Raw genomic sequence first — 17587 nt, forward strand, 5'->3', positions numbered from 1 at the left:
TTTTAAGGGAGTTTTGTTTTGTTAGTTTGATAACGATGAGGTAGTGACTCATAGACAGCAAAATAAGCAAGATAATACTTTTATCAGTAGGCGATTGTATCTGGTACTGTGGGGAAATCTATTTGTAAAAGTATTTGGCAATGACTCTTGATAAAGATTAATTAGTTCTGGTTTTGGACAGACTGGTCCCATAAATCAATCTGTTCTTTTTTAATCATATGTATAGCTTCTACTCCAGAAAGAGTGGATGTAGCTGTGTCAAAACATTTGAACCTTAGCATAGAGCGGGTTCACTTCTTTATAAAGCGATGATCTTGTTCTACTATGTTATTCAAGTACTTTTGTTGTCTAAGTTGCATACCATCAGGTATGCTTTTCTTACGATTAATCAACCTGTATTTATAGATTTTTGATGGATTGAGTACCAAAAATCTATATCACACATGTATCCACGTATAACGCATACTAAATAACCCTAATATGATTCTTTTTTTACGGATTCGGAATCCTAAAGCATACACACCCCTTTCTTCACTTCTACTATATAAAAAATAGTAGTGCGAACCAATGCCTTGGCCTGCGCTACTAATCTTAGTATGTTTCTTTTTTTAACTGTTCAATCGCTATAGGATAAACAGGATTCTTATCGACTGTTATAACACGAGGTTTTGAAACATGAAAAGAACGCAAAGCTTTCTTGAAAAAGCGCTTTGCAGCCTTCTGGTCTCTTGTTTTGCCTAGGCAAAAATCGATTGTGTTTCTTTTTGAATCAACAGCACGATACAGGTACATCCATTGATCTTTTACTTTGATATATGTTTCATCGACTCTCCAAGAATCATTTGTTTGTTTAAGATGACATCGAATTCGTTTGTCCAATTCAGGACCATACTGATGAATCCAACGCATGATGGTCGTATGAGCGATAGATAGCCCTCGCTCTTCCATCATTTCTACAAGGTTACGTAAGCTTAAATTGTACTGTAGGTACCATCTCACCATTAAGGTTGATAGTGTTTCCATTTGAATGGACTTAGCTTAGACATACTTCATCCACATCCTTTTTAGATTAGTAGTATTTAGTATGTCCAAGTTTGATAATTTTTTTGCACCAGAACCTTTTTTCGTTAGAGGGATCCAAATTTATCTTAGATTGATAGTGATGTAGCGAGATCAAGATATTACAAACCTAACAAGAGCGGAGCCGTTTATAGGGTCTGCTTTTATTAGGTATAAATAACTAATTTAATTGATGAGTAAATAGAAAGAGTGTAATTTGTTGTACTGGAATCAGTGTAAAAAAGGCTATAATACCTATTTTTGTATCCTAGCTATAATATAGTCCCTAGAATAAAATTAGCAAGCAAGATGTTCATTATTAGTATTTCACTTTACATTGATTTCTTTTTCGCTTTAAATTTCCTGTTTAAAAAAATTATTATTAATTTACTAGTTATATATGACATAAAAAAATATATAAAATATGCTATCACAAAATTATTCGCTACAACATTCATTTGTTTATAGGTATATATAAAGAAAATTGCTAATATAATTCCCAACAATATTGGTGCAACAAAGACTTTCCTTACAATAATTGTGATTACGATACTTAACAATACACAGGTTAAAGGGATGTAGAAAATTAACATTTCAAAAAAACCTTGGGTTGACTTAAAGTATTCCATAAAAGCTTCCATAATACACATCCTTTTTGCATAAGTTTATCATGAATTAATATCAAAAAACTTTGTCTTTTCTTTTTATCAACAAAAATTGTAATGAAATAAAAGACATCTTCCAACACTATATTCCAATTAATTACTTTTTATTCCAAAATATAGCTTTATGAAATATAATATAATAGAATTTTATATTATAAAGGGGATGGAATTATGAAAAAAAGAATGGGGATACTTCTAACTAGTTTGTTCCTAACGTTACCAACGATCGCTAGTGCTGAACAAGAAAAGGATTGGCATTTAGTGGAACCTAGTAGCCCGGGAATTGAGGCGAAATGGTTAGAAGAATTAGGGCCTGAATTTCAACAAGAGTACAATAATTATAGCGTTCAACAAAAAAAAGAAATATTAAGTGAATTCTATAAGGCTTCTAAAAAAACAGAAGAATTTAAAAAACAGCTTGCAAATAATGAAAACAGTAAATCTTTAACTCAGCAGGCATCGAGTAGATGGACTGGCTATGGTATGGGCACAATGGGAGATGCTCTTGTTTCTTTAGATAATGGTAGTAGTAGTTTTCGGTGGGGGCATGCAGGAATTGTAGCAGATAATAATGCGTATGTATTCGAAGCAAATCCAGGCGAAGGTGTTCAAAGAAAAGCGAATTATTGGAACACTTATTATAATAGTAAATATGCTTTGTATGTAAAAGGTGCAAGTACTAGTTCATATCAAGGAGCACAGCATTATGGATGGCAACAATGGAGAAATGGAAAACCTTATGGTTTGTCAATGAATAAAATGGACGAATCTTCTTACTATTGCTCTAAATTAGTATGGCGGGCTTGGAAAAATGAAGGATTTGATATAGATGCAGATGGCGGCCCTACAGTTTGGCCGATAGATATATTAAATTCAAGCCAAACTGTATCATATTAAAACCATTTTAATTTAAAGGAGCAAATAATGAAGAAAATAAAAATTATACTATTAACTATAGTAATAATTGCTTCCTCTATAACAGCTATATATTATTTTCTTTTAAAAAGCAATGAAAATCATGTATCCGTGCAAGGTCAAAAATCAACAGCATTTAAGGATATCGGAGTTCTTTATATGAAACCAGGCGTGATACCTAATAGTGAATTTGTATTTATAAAAGATCCAGAAGATGAAATTGTTACAAAGAAAATAACTGGTACTGATTATTATTTTGAAGACACTATCAAAAATAAAGGAGAATTTGTTTTATCTTCCGTTACCAATGGTAATCGTGCTTTTATTGATTCAAAAAATAAAGTTGAATTGGCACGGGAAAAAGAAAAATCTGGAGTCTCTGCTATTTATGAAGATGAGAATTTAGTAATTAAAGGGTTAAATGATGATTTGAAAAATTCAACACTACTTATTAAAAGTAATAAGATTAATCACCAGATTAAATTAGTGGGTTATATCACACAAATTGATTATGATCAATCAAAGCATACAGCTTACATTTTTAATGATTTTACCCATGAGCAGAAAAGTGTTCTCTATACATTTAATGTTGAAACGGGAGAATTAAAAGAATATAGTTTTGATGCCTTTGGTTCACCTAAAAATTTTATTAAAACTAGTGATGAAATTATCTTTAGTTCTGAAAAAAAACTCAGTATTTTTAACAAGAGTACTCTAACTACAAGATACATCGAGCTACCTTATTCTAATACAGTTGGAGTGCATGCTTACGAAGATAAATACTATGTAACTTTTGTTGAAGGACATATTGTAGAATATGACAAAAATTTTAACTTATTGAAAGAATATAAAAACTCAAAGGATTCGAAGGTATTTAGAACTAAATTAATAGGTCATTACCTATACTCTTTATCACCAGGAAGTTTCACTGAAAACGGCGAGAATATTTTATATGCTCATGATTTAAAGGGAAACTTGAAAGAGAGTCATTTAATTTTACCAAAAAAAGAAATGTTTTCTATAGATTTTAAAATACTAAATTCAAGTTCAGACAATTCTTAGAATCCTTTATATTAAGGGTTCTTTTTTTGTTTCAAAGGGAGATCCTAGAATCGGTTCTGGTGCAAAAATAAAAGAGAATAAAATGCATATATTCCTAACAGAATCGTAGCTTATGCTACAAGTCCAAACAATTGATGAATAAATTTTTTCTGGTTTTGGACAGACTGGTCCCATAAATCAATCTGTTCTTTTTTAATCATATGTATAACTTCTACTCCAGAAAGAGTGGATGTAGCTGTGTCAAAACATTTGAACCTTAGCATAGAGCGGGTTCGCTTCTTTATAAAGCGATGATTTTGTTCTACTATGTGATTCAAGTACTTTTGTTGTCTAAGTTGCACACCATCAGGTATTGTTGTTTCTTTTTTCAGCTGTTCAATTGCTATAGGATAAACCGGATTCTTATGGACTGTTATAACACGCGGTTTTGAAACATGAAAAGACCGCAAAGCTTTCTTGAAAAAGCGCTTTGCAGCCTTCTGATCTCTTGTTTGCCTAGGCAAAAATCGATTGTGTTTCCTTTTGAATCAACAGCGCGATACAGGTACATCCATTGACCTTTTACTTTGATACAAGTTTCATAGACTCTCCAAGAATCATTTGTTTGTTTAAGATGACGTCAAATTCGTTCGTCTAATTCAGGACCATACTGATGAATCCAACGCATGATGGTCGTATGAGAGATAGATAGTCCTCGCTCTTCCATCATTTCTACAAGGTCACGTAAGCTTAAATTGTACCATAGGTACCATCTCACCATTAACATAATAACTTCTGGTTGATAGTGTTTCCGTTTGAATGCACTTGGCTTAGACATACTTCATCCACATCCTTCTTAGATTAGTAGTATAAGTATGTCCAAGTTTGATAATTTTTTTGCCCCAGAACCGTTTTTTTCGTTATGGGGGTAATGATTTGTCTTAGCTTGATGGGCATGTGGAGGGACCCCTATCAGACAATATTCTTTGTGAAAACGATTAGGTAATCAGCATATAAACATTATGTTAATTCAATGTATGCCTTCATTTTGCCTAAAACGAGTGGAATCATTTTTTTGTTTATTAGAAACGGAAGTTGATATAGGGATTCTATACAAGCAAGATAATAATTTGACCATAAAATATAAAAGACATAATTCTAACTAGGAAAATTATCTTATTTTATCATCAGGTCAATAGAAGGTGAAAATTTTTTATATTAATTACGCCTTATTTTAATGAATTAAGAGAAACTCCCCTTTTATTATTAAATAAAATACATGAACATTCGCATGAAAATAAATAGCGTTTCTATTCTAGAACTTCTATATTCATATTATTTAGAGGAGAGGAAATAATCATGTTTTATGGTAATTGTTTTAGTTGTGATGGGAGGGAAAGGCGAGGAATAACCGGACCTACCGGATCAACAGGTCCTACTGGAGCTACGGGGGCTACTGGAGTTACTGGTCCTACCGGAGCTACTGGTCCTACCGGATCAAGGGGAGCTACCGGAATTACAGGGGTTACTGGGGTTACAGGACCTACTGGAGTTACGGGTCCTACCGGAGTTACAGGAGCTACCGGAATTACAGGACCTACGGGAGTTACGGGACCTACTGGAGTTACAGGTCCTACCGGAGTTACAGGAGCTACCGGAATTACAGGACCTACTGGAGTTACGGGACCTACTGGAGTTACAGGTCCTACCGGAGTTACAGGAGCTACCGGAATTACAGGACCTACGGGAGCTACTGGTTCTACCGGATCAACGGGACCTACTGGACCTACTGGACCTACTGGATCTACAGGTTCTACTGGATCTACTGGAGTAACAGGTCCTACCGGAGCTACGGGACCTACCGGAATTACAGGTTCTACTGGATCTACAGGACCTACCGGAATTACTGGTCCTACTGGAGTTACTGGTCCTACTGGAGTTACTGGTCCTACTGGAGTTACAGGTTCTACTGGATCTACAGGTTCTACTGGAGTTACTGGTCCTACCGGAGCTACGGGACCTACCGGAGTTACTGGGTCTACTGGGGTTACGGGACCTACCGGAGCTACGGGAGTTACAGGGGCTACTGGGGTTACAGGACCTACTGGAGTTACGGGACCTACTGGAGTTACAGGTCCTACCGGAGTTACAGGAGCTACCGGAATTACAGGACCTACTGGAGTTACGGGACCTACTGGAGTAACAGGTCCTACCGGAGTTACTGGAGCTACCGGAATTACAGGACCTACGGGAGCTACGGGTCCTACCGGATCTACGGGTTCTACCGGATCAACGGGACCTACGGGGGCTACTGGTCCTACTGGAGTTACTGGGTCTACTGGGGTTACAGGACCTACTGGATCAACAGGACCTACCGGAGTTACAGGACCTACTGGCGTTACAGGACCTACCGGAGCTACAGGTCCTACCGGAGTTACAGGAGTTACAGGTCCTACGGGATCAACGGGACCTACGGGGGCTACGGGATCAACAGGAGCTACGGGTCCTACTGGCGTTACTGGGTCTACTGGGGTTACGGGACCTACGGGGGCTACTGGGGCTACGGGATCAACGGGAGCTACTGGGGCTACGGGATCAACGGGAGCTACGGGAGTTACAGGTCCTACTGGCGTTACTGGGTCTACTGGAGTTACAGGTCCTACTGGCGTTACTGGGTCTACTGGAGTTACAGGTCCTACCGGCGTTACGGGAATTACGGGTCCTACCGGAATTACAGGATCTACAGGTTCTACCGGGGTTACGGGTCCTACTGGAGCTACTGGGTCTACCGGCGTGACAGGTCCTACGGGGCATACGGGCGTCACAGGTCCTACTGGAGCTACGGGTCCTACCGGAATTACGTCTAATGTATTTGGAACCTTTGGTTCATTCTACACAGGAACAATTTTACCAGGACAAATCCTTCCTTTAACTGTAGCAAGTTCTAACAATACAACAGGAGCATTTACCATAAATGCAGACGGATCACTTACTATAATACAAAGTGGCAATTATATTGCTGATGGTAGAATTCAACTGGCCCCAGGATCTAGCGGGGTTTATGGTATTCAAGTTAATGGAAATGGAATTAATGTCAGTTATTACAATGCTGGCTCAGCAGAAACGATAATAGGGAATAGTGGCGTTATTACTATTTCGACTGTTTTGACTTTAAATGCTGGGGATAAAGTTTCGCTTGTAAGAGCCGGAACCTCTACAATAGCTAATACTTTTTTAGGTGCAATAGATGCTGTTACAACTCCAACTGGAGCTTTAAAGCTAATTAGAATAGGGCCTTAAATAAGAGACAAAATGACTTAAATAGTGAATAGCTGGTACAAAGATTAATACCTGATGTTTTTAGTTTACTAGAACAATTTTTTTGATTAGTTATAGGCATCTATAACCCATTGAAGTTCTGAAAAACTAGCATTTAAACTCTGTTGAATCGTTGGAAGTGTTACGTGAGATATCGCAAACCAGCGGGAAACATGTAATAAATTATTTTAATAAAAATAGCCTTATTCTCTTATGCTTAGAAAATAAGGCTACTAATTTCAAAATTAAACAATTTGATTTTTATAATCACGAACAAATTCTTCCATAGTAAGAGGGCTTCTACCAAGTAAATTTAGTACATCAGGCGTTATTCTTTTGGCTAATCCTAATTTAGCTGTTGTATATATGCCTATCATTACCATGATGTAGTCTGATTTCAGGCCTTTTTGGAGCATTCTTTTTCTAAATTTTAATATACTAGGGTTCGTATAAACTATTTTTTGTTTTGTTTCCTTTGAAATAATATCAGCAACTTCATAATATGTTAGAGCTTCTTTTCCAGTTAAAGAATACTCTTTAAACTCATGACCTTGTTCAGTTAATACCTTTGCAGCTACTTCTCCAATATCTCTCACATCTATAAAGCTTGTTTTTCCTTTTCCAGCAGGAACCTCAATTATTTTTTCTTTTCTTAGTTCCTCTCCATGTTGTGTAATTAAATTTTGCATAAAAAAGCTTGGTCTTAAAAATGTATAGGGTATTCCCGACTCTTTTATTATGCGTTCAATTTTGGCATGAGGGACTATTGGATTTTTTTCTACACCTAGTAAAGAAAGAAAAACAATATGTTGAACATTCTCCCTTTTAGCAGCATCAATGACAGGTTGAAAATATTTTTTCGCATCCGCAAGATGAGGGGGACGAAGAAGAAATAACTTTTTTATACCTGTTAATGCAGGTTGAATGGAAGTTGGGTCTTCAAAGTTAAAATATACACCTTCTTGATGTTTCCGATGGGTTGCTATTTGAAATTCAACATTTTTATTTGTTAAAGCTTTTACTACTTCTTTTCCAACATTTCCACTAGAACCTGTTATTAGAATCATTGCACTCATCCTTTATTTCATTTTTAAATTTGCGATCATATTTTGTAAAACACGAATAGTAGTTTGGACATCATTATTAGGTATATTTGTAATAGCATCTTGTATAACATCGTCACTAATATTTTCCATTTTGGGAATTGATTTTTTTGTTTCATCTGTTAAAAAAATAAGAAGTGATCGTTTGTCACTTGGATTATGTGTTGTAACAATAAGTTTCTTCTCTAATAAACGCTTTATAATACCCGAAACTGTAGGCCTATCTGATAATAATCTATTTGCAATCATAGCTGGTGTAGTCCCTTCAGGATGAAGGGAAATATCTTTTAATACAGACCACTGTTGTGCAGTTAGTTCATATTGTTTTAATTGATTTGATAGTTCTGTTTTTGTCATAACGCTTAGCTTATGTAATAGATATCCTAAATTATCCATATGAACCCCCATAGTTAGTGTGCTAATTATATAGTTAGTATACTAACTATATTCGCGGAATACCACTCTTTAATAAACTTTTATTAAAAAATTCATTATTACTACTTCTCTTTCTTAAATCCTTTGGATTTAGCAATTTAATACTTGTAACAAAAACAATCGTTTAGGGGGCTTTATTTACTTCTATCCAAATAGAGAAAAATACTATGCAAATTCAGTTTCAAAAACTTGTACCAAAAATATAAGGGTTCCAACATATTAGTCATATATAATATGTTGGAACCCTTATATTTTAAGTTTTTTGAATTTAGATCTTGATAATATAGATTCCTAATTGAAATTAGTGTATTCAAAAGGGGATATTATAATAATCGCATACTAAAAGATACTAATCAGGAGGTATTAATATTATTCAAAATCAAACATTTTAAATTGCTTCGATAAATCAGCAGATATCTTTTCCTCATTTTTCTCACTACCTGTTTTAAACTCTAAAACATTCTTCAATCCTTTTTCTCCGTATGTAGAAGAGACACAAATATTACGATAAGCTTGGCTATAATGAATTACCTGTTGTTTTAATTCTTTTATTTCACCGTCTTTTTCTCGCAGTGTTTGTTCTAATTCCTTTATTTTCACTTTAAACTCAACATTTTCTGACTCAAACGTCTGCTCTTTTTTTGCAATTGCGTATAACGAATTAATACATGCATTTAAATGTGTCAAGGAAGAAATTAATTTTTCTTTATTATCATAATTCTTTTCAACTATATCAAAAATGTTAGGAAGGGGAATACCTGTATCAAAATCTATTTTAGTTGTGAATGGTATCGGTTCATTTAATTTGGCAATCTCATCTTTTAAATTCCGAGACCAGGTATTCCGACTTATACCAGTCTCTCTCTCAAGACCTATATAGGATATGGTTTTATTAGGGTGTCTCTGAACATAATTAAGTAAATGTTGTTTAAGTTCTTGTAATGAATACTTTTTTGGTTTTCCTATTTTATTCTTCATCGTGTGCACCTCCAAATAAAAAATTAGCTACTGTATCTAACTGTGTGTCCACTCTAGCTTTCTGTTCTTGCATCTTTTTTAGATCTTGAGAGATATAGTTTAATTCTGCCTGTGAAAGTTCGTCATATTCCAATGTGGTAAAGTTGTAGTTCATATTTTTTGTAATGGTCTTAAATAAGAGTAACTGTTCTTTAATACGTCTCCATAAGAATTCAGATTCATCATTAAGCCATTTGTATAATTCTAGATTAAATTCACTATGGGGAATAAAGAAATACTCACAATACCTACAATCTCCAACCGGACAGTTCGTTGGACTGTAAAGGCAATAACCGTACTCCATGCGGGGAAGTTCTTCTAATTCGGCTTGCGATAATTGATTCAAAAAAGCTTTGGAAAATAATTTTTTTATGTTGCTATCATTTGATATTCCTTCTGTATTTAAAGAAATATGTGGAATTTTTCTATACTGATCTGACAAATATTGAATCGATGATTGGCTAAAGTATTCTAGATGATTAAAATAATGCATTTGTGCATCTAAAGAACTATGTCCTCCTATCCTAGCTATAGTGAGCATATTAAACCCTTGAAACATCATATTACAGAAAGCAAAATGCCTTGTATCTAAAGGTTTGATATATTGAAGCGATAGGCCATACTTTTTCGTAACTATTTCTTCGTAAAAATTTTTTAATAATGTATATAGTTGTCCTTCTTCAAATTTAGTTTTATCTTTCTTATTCTTAAAAGCATTACCATGGGTCTTTTGATATCGTTGAGATTTACAGTAATGATAATAAGATAATAGATACTCATTATGTGAGTTTTCATTTGTAATACAGATATACTCATGAATTAAATCATATATACGTTTACTAATAGTTAGTGTATCAGTTACATCTATACTGTGTATTTTTCTTGCTTGCTTTTTTGCTCTTGGAATTGTTAGTGTATACTTTCCGTTATTCTCTTGTGCACATTCTCTAGATAATAAAATAAATTCTTTTATCCGCATGGGAATGATCAATGTAATATTCCACCATAAAATAATAGGGAAATAAATTTCTTTTTCTGTATCTGTCCACTTTTTTTGGAAATCACGTATAATCCAATCGAAAGTTAGTACATCCTTAAAATCAGGCAAATTTCTGACGGTGTTCGTATAACCATAAGCAAATTGTTTACATAAAATGATTAAATCATCTTGCTCCTCGTAACCAATAAAAAGTAAGTATTTTGCTAACGATGTAGCGTATTTAAAAATTACACTTGCTGATTTATTGTTGAGAAAGGATTCTAATCGGGAGTAACACTGGCTATCTTCAAAGCCTTTAGTTACTAAAATTGCTTGTTTTATAAATTGTATTTTCCCCTGTATAGTTTTTAATGAATTCTCTTGTTTTAGCTCTAATAGCACGTAGTAACGTAGAGATTCTTTATATATAGGAAGAGAGTATATATTGAAAGAAATTTTAGTAATTCGCTTATCTTTATCAGCAAGTAGCCAAATAATGTCTTCGAATCTGTCATTAATAATTACACCTGTTTTTTTAAATTCATCAAACATTTGAGTAAACTGAGTTTGTTTATCGTGAGAGAAAAAGACTTTACTTAAAGATTCTATATACGATTTTATTCCAATATCAGATATAAACTCTTTATTATATATTTCTAGGTTTTTTAACACTTTTTCAACACCTCTGGGTTATCATATAGACCTAATTAGATATAAAGTAATGATCAAAATGAATGAATGCTATCTTTATTTCTTGAAACAAAGTATTTAGGTCAACAAAAGAATTTACATAGTCCTTGCCGAATGTATCGACAGCTTCTTGTAATAGATGAAGCAACCTTAAAATCCATGATTTCTCTCTCTCTGCTACAGATATGAGGGTTGCACTTTTTAAAACAATTATTCTTTTGGAAATTTCCTCTTGAATACTAATTAATAAATAAACTTTTGGAATCGAATATATACATCCCACACAAGAAGAACTATTTGGCGTTATACAGTTAGGATGACTAAAACATTGAATATGTTCTGTATGAGAAGGAGATAAGTCTTTATATAACTTTTCTAACTTGTCTTCTAATGTCTTTAAAGGCATATTAAGAATTTGAAGAGCCATGGACTCGTGTTCTTGATGTTGTGCTTGTAAAAAATAACCAAAATTTTCAAGACTTAAAGGGGTCTGAAAGATTTTTTGTAGCTCTAAAATACGAGCCGTTTCTTCATCTAAACTAATATTATTCTCTTTTTTTATCTGTATAGTTTGAATTAATAAATTGTATAGATACCCAAAGTGACCACGATTAAATAAATGCTCTGTGATATTACTGATAGGTCCGTCTTTGTTTGTTGTTTGAATATAAATAGAAGTAGATTCTTGATTAGTATGAGAGCGTGCTCTTTGAGGTAGGACCAATGCGCTTGCTTTATATTCTGAGTTTTGTACAGCTTTATGAAATAGATAAGTCATAAAACTTCGATTCATTTTTCGACTTTGAAAATTAAATTTGTAATTCTCAAAAAAAAGTTTATGAATTGCTCCTCTTCTATTACCTAGGTTTATTAATTTACTATCGTTTACTCCTTGTCTATGTAGATCACAAATGACAATCATTGTAGCAATTGGAATTAACATATCAAGGTTAACTAAAAAACGATTCAAAGCGCCAGTTTTGGAAACAACTAGTCTTTGTGAAGCATATTGATTGATAATTTTTTGAGCTTGTGTAGTATTTAATCTGTTTCCATTTTTAAACCATTCAAAAGAAAAATATCCAGCTAATTTTATATTAATAAACGGCAGTTCAAGAAAATCCCGAGAACGCCAAGCGTTAGTAAAATGAAGTGAAACATACAACCATGTACCCGCGTATCTTCGATCTTCTATTGCTTGTAAGAAGTGTTTTTCTATATTCTTCACGTATTTTTGACAATAAATAAAATCTTCTAGAGGATAAATTTCTTCATCATTACCTGAAGAGGAAGGTTTAGCCGAAATTTTGTATGTATTAGAAAAAATACAATTACTTAAGTTCTCTTTACAATAGTCTAAAAAGTGAACAAAATGCTTTTTGTAATTTCCAGAAGAAAGGCTATTGAAAAGTATTTTTAAAGTAGCATCGCTACAATACATAATATCTTTAGTTAATAATTCTAATAATTCTTTGCAAAATAAACCATATTCACGAGCTTGCATACGTTGTATATGCATATTGGCTTGTGAGGAATTCATTTTACTTAAAAAGAATTCTTCCATTATAGAGATAGTATCTGCTAAAGAACGGGTATCGAATATAGAGCGAACGGTATGATAAAACACATCTTCTGGTTTTTCAAGTTTTAATAAACGATATGAATCCAGGGAATTTAAATAGTTATTAACAGCTTCTTTTGGTATTACTTTTTGACATTTCCCTTGATATATTATCCAGATACATCCTTCCCAAATTGTAGAAAATCTTTGTATTTGTGACTCATTTAAAGAAAGTAGATTTTGTACCTCTTGAATTGTATAATAATAATCCGGAATAGTTGTCATAAATCTTTGATATGAATCTACCTGTTCTTTAAGGAGCATTATCTGTTTTTTAGTACCATAATTCACAGATTCAAAATTAATATGTTGATGATCTAAAAGTTCATAAAGTGAGCGCCGATTTTTTAAACCTAGAATTTTTGCAGCTTGTGAAAGTGAATAATAATTATTGATGTTGTTTACATTAAAGAATTTTTGTCTCTGTTCTTTAAATTTTTCAACAGAATCTTTTGGAACGTACCATGTAGACTTTATTTTTATAGAACCTGGGAATGAATTGTTATGTATATATTCAATAATTGTACTACGATCTAATTGCAAGTCTTTTATTAAAAAATTCACTGTGTAGTAATTTGATGGATCAAATGGTTGGGTAATTAAAGGGATTATCTCTTTTCTATGTACGTACGTGCGATTACCTATTACAATTATATCTTTAAATTGCTTTTTTTTAATTCGAGTTTGAACATCCTGTACGCTCAAATGTAGCATGGTTGCTATTTCTTTAGAAGATAAGTAATTAGACTGGAAGTATAAAAAATCTTTAACAGCTTTTTCTGGAATGAATTTTTTACCACGTACCATTTCAATTTTGAGATTGGCAACGACCTCTAAAGGATTAGCTTTTCGATAAAACCAAGCCCTAAGTGATTTTGCATTCATAGAAAGTATATTGGCAGCTTCGTTTATTGTTAATAACTTCATCTTTTCCTCCCCTTAAACTAGTTAATAATCTTTAAACAATTCATCCAATAAATTTTCGATTTCATTCTTTAACTCTACAGTATCAGCCATATAAGTCAGAGCTGAGAAAATACTTGTATCGCCCCTAGACAAAGCTACTTCATAAGGGTTATTTGCAACCTTAGCGATTAGGTTTGTAAAAGTTCCTCTTCCAATGTGAAATGACCATTTGGTATTTTTTAAATTGATAGACATAATAACATCATCTACATTCAATGACTTTGATAATTCCTCTATAAAACATTTTTTCACTTTTTCAAAGTGATATCTAATAGATTTTCCTGTCATCGCTTTACCGTCCCTGTTTACAAAAAGGGGAGTTGTTAAAGGTAAGTCAGGGGAGTCATAGATTCCCTTTAATAATTTAAGATGATCTTTATAAAGATGAGGGAGTATATTTTTTATATTATAAACAAATTGTAGGCGCGGCTTTTTAACATAGCTAGTTCCATTTGTATCTTTAATATCTGGTCGAAGTGTTTGTGAAGTTAAAGCTATTTTCATTCCACCTTTTCCGTATGAATCACTATAAGGTGTAATATCTTTTAATGTAATATTAGCAATTTCCCCAATTCTCAATCCCCCAAATATGGATAAGTAGATAGCTAATGCTATAGGTGGAGCAACATGTATAGCCATTCTAATAAAAGATAAAATATGTTTAGGTGGCAAAGTGTGTTCTATCACTTTTAAATCAGTATATTTTGCATTAGCCGCTTCGTTAGAATATTTTACTTGGAATGGAGATAATTTATATTTTTGCTTAGGGTTATTTGGTATAACAGCTTCAGTAAAATTTTCGATTGTGTAGTGTTTAGAACATCTTTTTCTTGCTAAAAACTCATAAAAATACACGAGTGATCTTTCTATATTCTTAACACTAGAATTAGTTTTTCTTTTCCATAATAATTCATTCAAAAATGTATTGCCATGTTCGAATGTTAGCTCTGTTAGTGAGGTAAGACGGAAGTCATTTTCTTTATCAATAAGTATATAATTTAAAAATTGACATAAATGTATAGCGTGTAATCTTTGTGTGTTATAACTTTTATATTTCCAATTCTGAAAAATAAAAGCACTTAATGGATGGACGATAGAGGTTCTTAATGTCTTATGTTTAAGCATAATTAAAGCATGTTTGCGGTAGAAAGGCTTGTTATCAGTCCTCTTAACTTCTACTAGTGCTGTGTCTACACAAAATTGATATTCTTGATTAGATAACATTTTATATTTGTTAATCAGAATATTCCTCAATGTTTTCTCCCCTTTTTTGAATTGATCCACTAATCTTATACTTATTTTGAAATTTTCAGATACTTAAATTTTAACTTAGCGTAATTATTATGTACACAAAATAATGTACATTTTTTTGTAATCTTAGCGATGGATGTGGAAGCGAAAAAGAATAAGGATGGAATAGCGCAGTGGACATATGACGATATACCCGAGAAGTTATGGAGTATTAGACCGCTCAGTAAATTTTGGGGTATATCGTATAAAACGGAAATAAAATTAAATCGAAAAGGTATACATACGATTGGGGATTTATCGCAGTACCCATTGAAGTATTTAAAGCAATCCTTTGGTGTAATAGGGGAAGAATTACATTTGCATAGTAATGGGATTGATTTTAGCAGAATAGCAGAGAAATATGTTCCAGCGACAACATCTATAGTAAAAAGCCAAATATTATTTCGTGATTATTCGATAGAAGAATTCATCGTTATTTTATTAGAGCATGTAGAAGAAGTTTGTTATAGGTTGAGACGAGAAAAGAAATACGCGCAAACGATTCATTTTTCAGTCGGATATAGTAAGGAATACGGAGGAGGAATAAAAAAAGCACATACGTTAAACAGAGCAACAAATTTAACGATGGATATTTATAATGTTTGTACTTATTTTTTATACGAGAGACATGCAGGAGAACCGATTCGATCAATAAGTGTTTCGCTAACTAATTTAATACATGAAGGAGAAGAACAAATTTCACTTTTCGATAACATTATACAGAGGGAAAAAGAAATGCGATTAACGAAAGTTATGGACGAAATTCGAACACGATTTGGTAAGAACAGTATTTTACGTGGGATTTCTTACACAAGCGTCGCAACAGCAAGATATAGAAACACATTATTAGGAGGACATAAATCGTGATGAATGCGAATATGCCAAAAGGAAGAGGGATGGTAAAGTGGCAACCGTTTGCCAGTATGCCAGAGCAGTTCGTTTGTATTAAAGAAATGATACAGGAGCAAACAAAAATCCCGCGTCCAATCTTAACGCAAGATGCAAAAGAAAGTATTGAAATTAAGCTGTTAATTTCATATTTAGGTGAGGAAGAGGTTTTACTTACATATTATAAAAATGGCTACCTATATAAAAATTACATAACAGTAGCTGAAATAAATCCATTAAATAAGACCATTATTTGTACCGATGCTTTTCATAATCAAAGAATGTTTAATTTTGGGGATGTAATGGAAGTGGATTAGAGTATCTTTCTATGCAGTAGGGTATTTTTAGTAGTCTACTGCATAGAAAAATCAAAGATCCAGCCACATACCAATTTTCAAGGCTTTAAAATGACTTTTATACAATCATCTTCACGATTATTGAATATTTGATAACCGTAGCTCGCTTCTTCAAGGGGGATTTTGTGTGTAATAATCTCCTTTGGATCGAATTCTTTATTTGTTATTTTTTCAAATAGTTCCGGCATAAAATGAATGACAGGTGCTTGTCCCATTTTCAGATTAATATTTCTAACCCAAAGTGCCCCGAGTGGAAAGGCATTATAATTACCGCCATAAACACCAGTCATTTGAACCGTTCCGTATTTTCTTACGGCTTTCGTAGCAATTTGAATAGGACCGAGAGTTCCGCCTTGTAATTTTAATTTTTGTTCCAGAAATTCAAGGGGCGATTTTTTTCCATCCATCCCCACGCAATCAATAACTACATCGGCACCCCCATGTGTGATTTCCTTTAAATGTTCTCCCATATCAGGAAATTTTGTAAACTCAAATACCTCAACATTGTTAATCTTTTTTGCATAATTTATCCGATAATCTAAGTAATCGACTGCAATTACGCGTTTAGCACCTTGCATCCAAGCGAATTTTTGTGTCATTAATCCAACAGGTCCACAACCAAGGACGATAACAGTATCGCCTCGCTTAACGCCTGCGTTTATTACACTCCAATAGGCTGTTGGTAAAACATCAGATAAAAAGAGTAGAGATTCATCTTCAAGTTCGCATGATTCTGGTATAACAAATGGAGTGAAATTTCCAAAAGGAACTTTTAAATATTCTGCTTGTCCACCTGGATGGTTACCAAATTTCTCTGTGTAACCAAAGTATCCACCAGAATCATAATGAGGATTCGAGTTATCACATTGACTTTCCATTTCATGTTGGCAATAGAAACAATGTCCACAAGCAACGTTGAAGGGGATGACAACACGGTCTCCTTTTTTCACTTTAGTGACATCTGGCCCTACTTCTTCAACAATACCCATTGGCTCATGGCCAATAATGTATCCTTGTGGTAAAGGCATGTTACCTTGATATAAATGTAAATCAGAACCGCAAATAGCGGTTGAAGTAATTTTTACAATAATATCATCTTTTTTCTCTAGCTTTGCATCATCCACCTGTTTAACTTGTATTTTGTTTGGACCTTGATAGGTTACGGCTTTCATCTCATATCTCCTTAGGAATCATTTTTCATAATTTATTAGTATCTCTTGACAAAAAAATTAGTAGAGAGAAAG

12 protein-coding genes and 4 pseudogenes are annotated in these 17587 nt (G+C 33.3%); 5 read left to right on the top strand and 11 right to left on the bottom strand.

From position 1 onward, the window contains the following. Positions 1-161: 161 nt before the first annotated feature. Positions 162-377 (bottom strand): annotated as a pseudogene (locus QCI73_RS11995) (DDE-type integrase/transposase/recombinase); the annotation flags it as partial. A 223-nt stretch (positions 378-600) separates the two neighbouring features. Next, positions 601-1046 (bottom strand): annotated as a pseudogene (locus tag QCI73_RS12000) (IS6 family transposase); the annotation flags it as partial. An 849-nt stretch (positions 1047-1895) separates the two neighbouring features. Between QCI73_RS12000 and QCI73_RS12005 the strand changes: the two are divergent. Further along, positions 1896-2621, top strand: a complete 726-nt coding sequence (locus QCI73_RS12005; RefSeq protein ID WP_200730775.1) for a YiiX/YebB-like N1pC/P60 family cysteine hydrolase — start codon at positions 1896-1898, stop codon at positions 2619-2621. Between the two features lie 27 nt (positions 2622-2648). Further along, positions 2649-3701 (top strand): hypothetical protein, encoded by a 1053-nt coding sequence (locus QCI73_RS12010; RefSeq protein ID WP_162281166.1) that lies wholly within the window; start codon positions 2649-2651, stop codon positions 3699-3701. Positions 3702-3811: 110 nt separating this feature from the next. Here QCI73_RS12010 and QCI73_RS12015 read toward each other — a convergent pair. Together QCI73_RS12015 and QCI73_RS12020 are read right to left on the bottom strand one after the other, a co-directional pair. After that, positions 3812-4251: pseudogene (locus QCI73_RS12015) on the bottom strand (DDE-type integrase/transposase/recombinase). A gap of 69 nt (positions 4252-4320) precedes the next feature. Further along, entirely contained in the window at positions 4321-4518 is a 198-nt protein-coding gene (locus QCI73_RS12020) for a hypothetical protein (RefSeq protein WP_353822984.1), read from the bottom strand. 521 nt (positions 4519-5039) lie between these two features. On the opposite strand from QCI73_RS12020, the gene QCI73_RS30850 reads away from it, so the two are divergent. Beyond that, a complete protein-coding gene (locus QCI73_RS30850; protein ID WP_200730776.1) occupies positions 5040-6980 on the top strand; it encodes a beta strand repeat-containing protein in 1941 nt (646 codons plus the stop codon). A gap of 263 nt (positions 6981-7243) precedes the next feature. Here QCI73_RS30850 and QCI73_RS12030 read toward each other — a convergent pair whose 3' ends face one another. From QCI73_RS12030 to QCI73_RS12055, 6 genes are all read right to left on the bottom strand, one after another. After that, a complete protein-coding gene (locus tag QCI73_RS12030) occupies positions 7244-8065 on the bottom strand; it encodes an SDR family oxidoreductase (RefSeq protein WP_200730777.1) in 822 nt (273 codons plus the stop codon). A 12-nt stretch (positions 8066-8077) separates the two neighbouring features. Further along, positions 8078-8497, bottom strand: coding sequence for a MarR family winged helix-turn-helix transcriptional regulator (locus tag QCI73_RS12035; RefSeq protein WP_200730778.1), 420 nt, complete (start codon positions 8495-8497; stop codon positions 8078-8080). 408 nt (positions 8498-8905) lie between these two features. Then, on the bottom strand, positions 8906-9514 hold the full coding sequence (locus QCI73_RS12040) for a hypothetical protein (protein WP_234449433.1): 609 nt from the start codon (positions 9512-9514) through the stop codon (positions 8906-8908). Next, positions 9504-11204, bottom strand: coding sequence for a site-specific integrase (locus QCI73_RS12045; protein ID WP_200730780.1), 1701 nt, complete (start codon positions 11202-11204; stop codon positions 9504-9506). Before QCI73_RS12045 ends, QCI73_RS12040 begins: the two co-directional genes overlap by 11 nt. Before the next feature lie 31 nt (positions 11205-11235). Continuing rightward, on the bottom strand, positions 11236-13770 hold the full coding sequence (locus QCI73_RS12050; RefSeq protein ID WP_353822985.1) for a DNA-binding protein: 2535 nt from the start codon (positions 13768-13770) through the stop codon (positions 11236-11238). A 21-nt stretch (positions 13771-13791) separates the two neighbouring features. Continuing rightward, positions 13792-15063 (bottom strand): site-specific integrase, encoded by a 1272-nt coding sequence (locus QCI73_RS12055; protein WP_353822986.1) that lies wholly within the window; start codon positions 15061-15063, stop codon positions 13792-13794. 123 nt (positions 15064-15186) lie between these two features. Between QCI73_RS12055 and QCI73_RS12060 the strand changes: the two are divergent. Both QCI73_RS12060 and QCI73_RS12065 read left to right on the top strand, forming a co-directional pair. Continuing rightward, positions 15187-15966 (top strand): annotated as a pseudogene (locus QCI73_RS12060) (DinB/UmuC family translesion DNA polymerase); the annotation flags it as partial. Further along, on the top strand, positions 15963-16304 hold the full coding sequence (locus QCI73_RS12065) for a YolD-like family protein (protein ID WP_353822987.1): 342 nt from the start codon (positions 15963-15965) through the stop codon (positions 16302-16304). The pseudogene QCI73_RS12060 and the gene QCI73_RS12065, both read left to right, overlap by 4 nt. Positions 16305-16381: 77 nt before the next feature. Here QCI73_RS12065 and QCI73_RS12070 read toward each other — a convergent pair whose 3' ends face one another. Then, positions 16382-17515, bottom strand: a complete 1134-nt coding sequence (locus QCI73_RS12070) for a zinc-dependent alcohol dehydrogenase (RefSeq protein WP_353822988.1) — start codon at positions 17513-17515, stop codon at positions 16382-16384. Positions 17516-17587 lie beyond the last annotated feature (72 nt).

Origin of the sequence: Bacillus cereus group sp. MG16, assembly GCF_040459875.1 — a bacterium.
Classification (GTDB): domain Bacteria; phylum Bacillota; class Bacilli; order Bacillales; family Bacillaceae_G; genus Bacillus_A; species Bacillus_A paranthracis.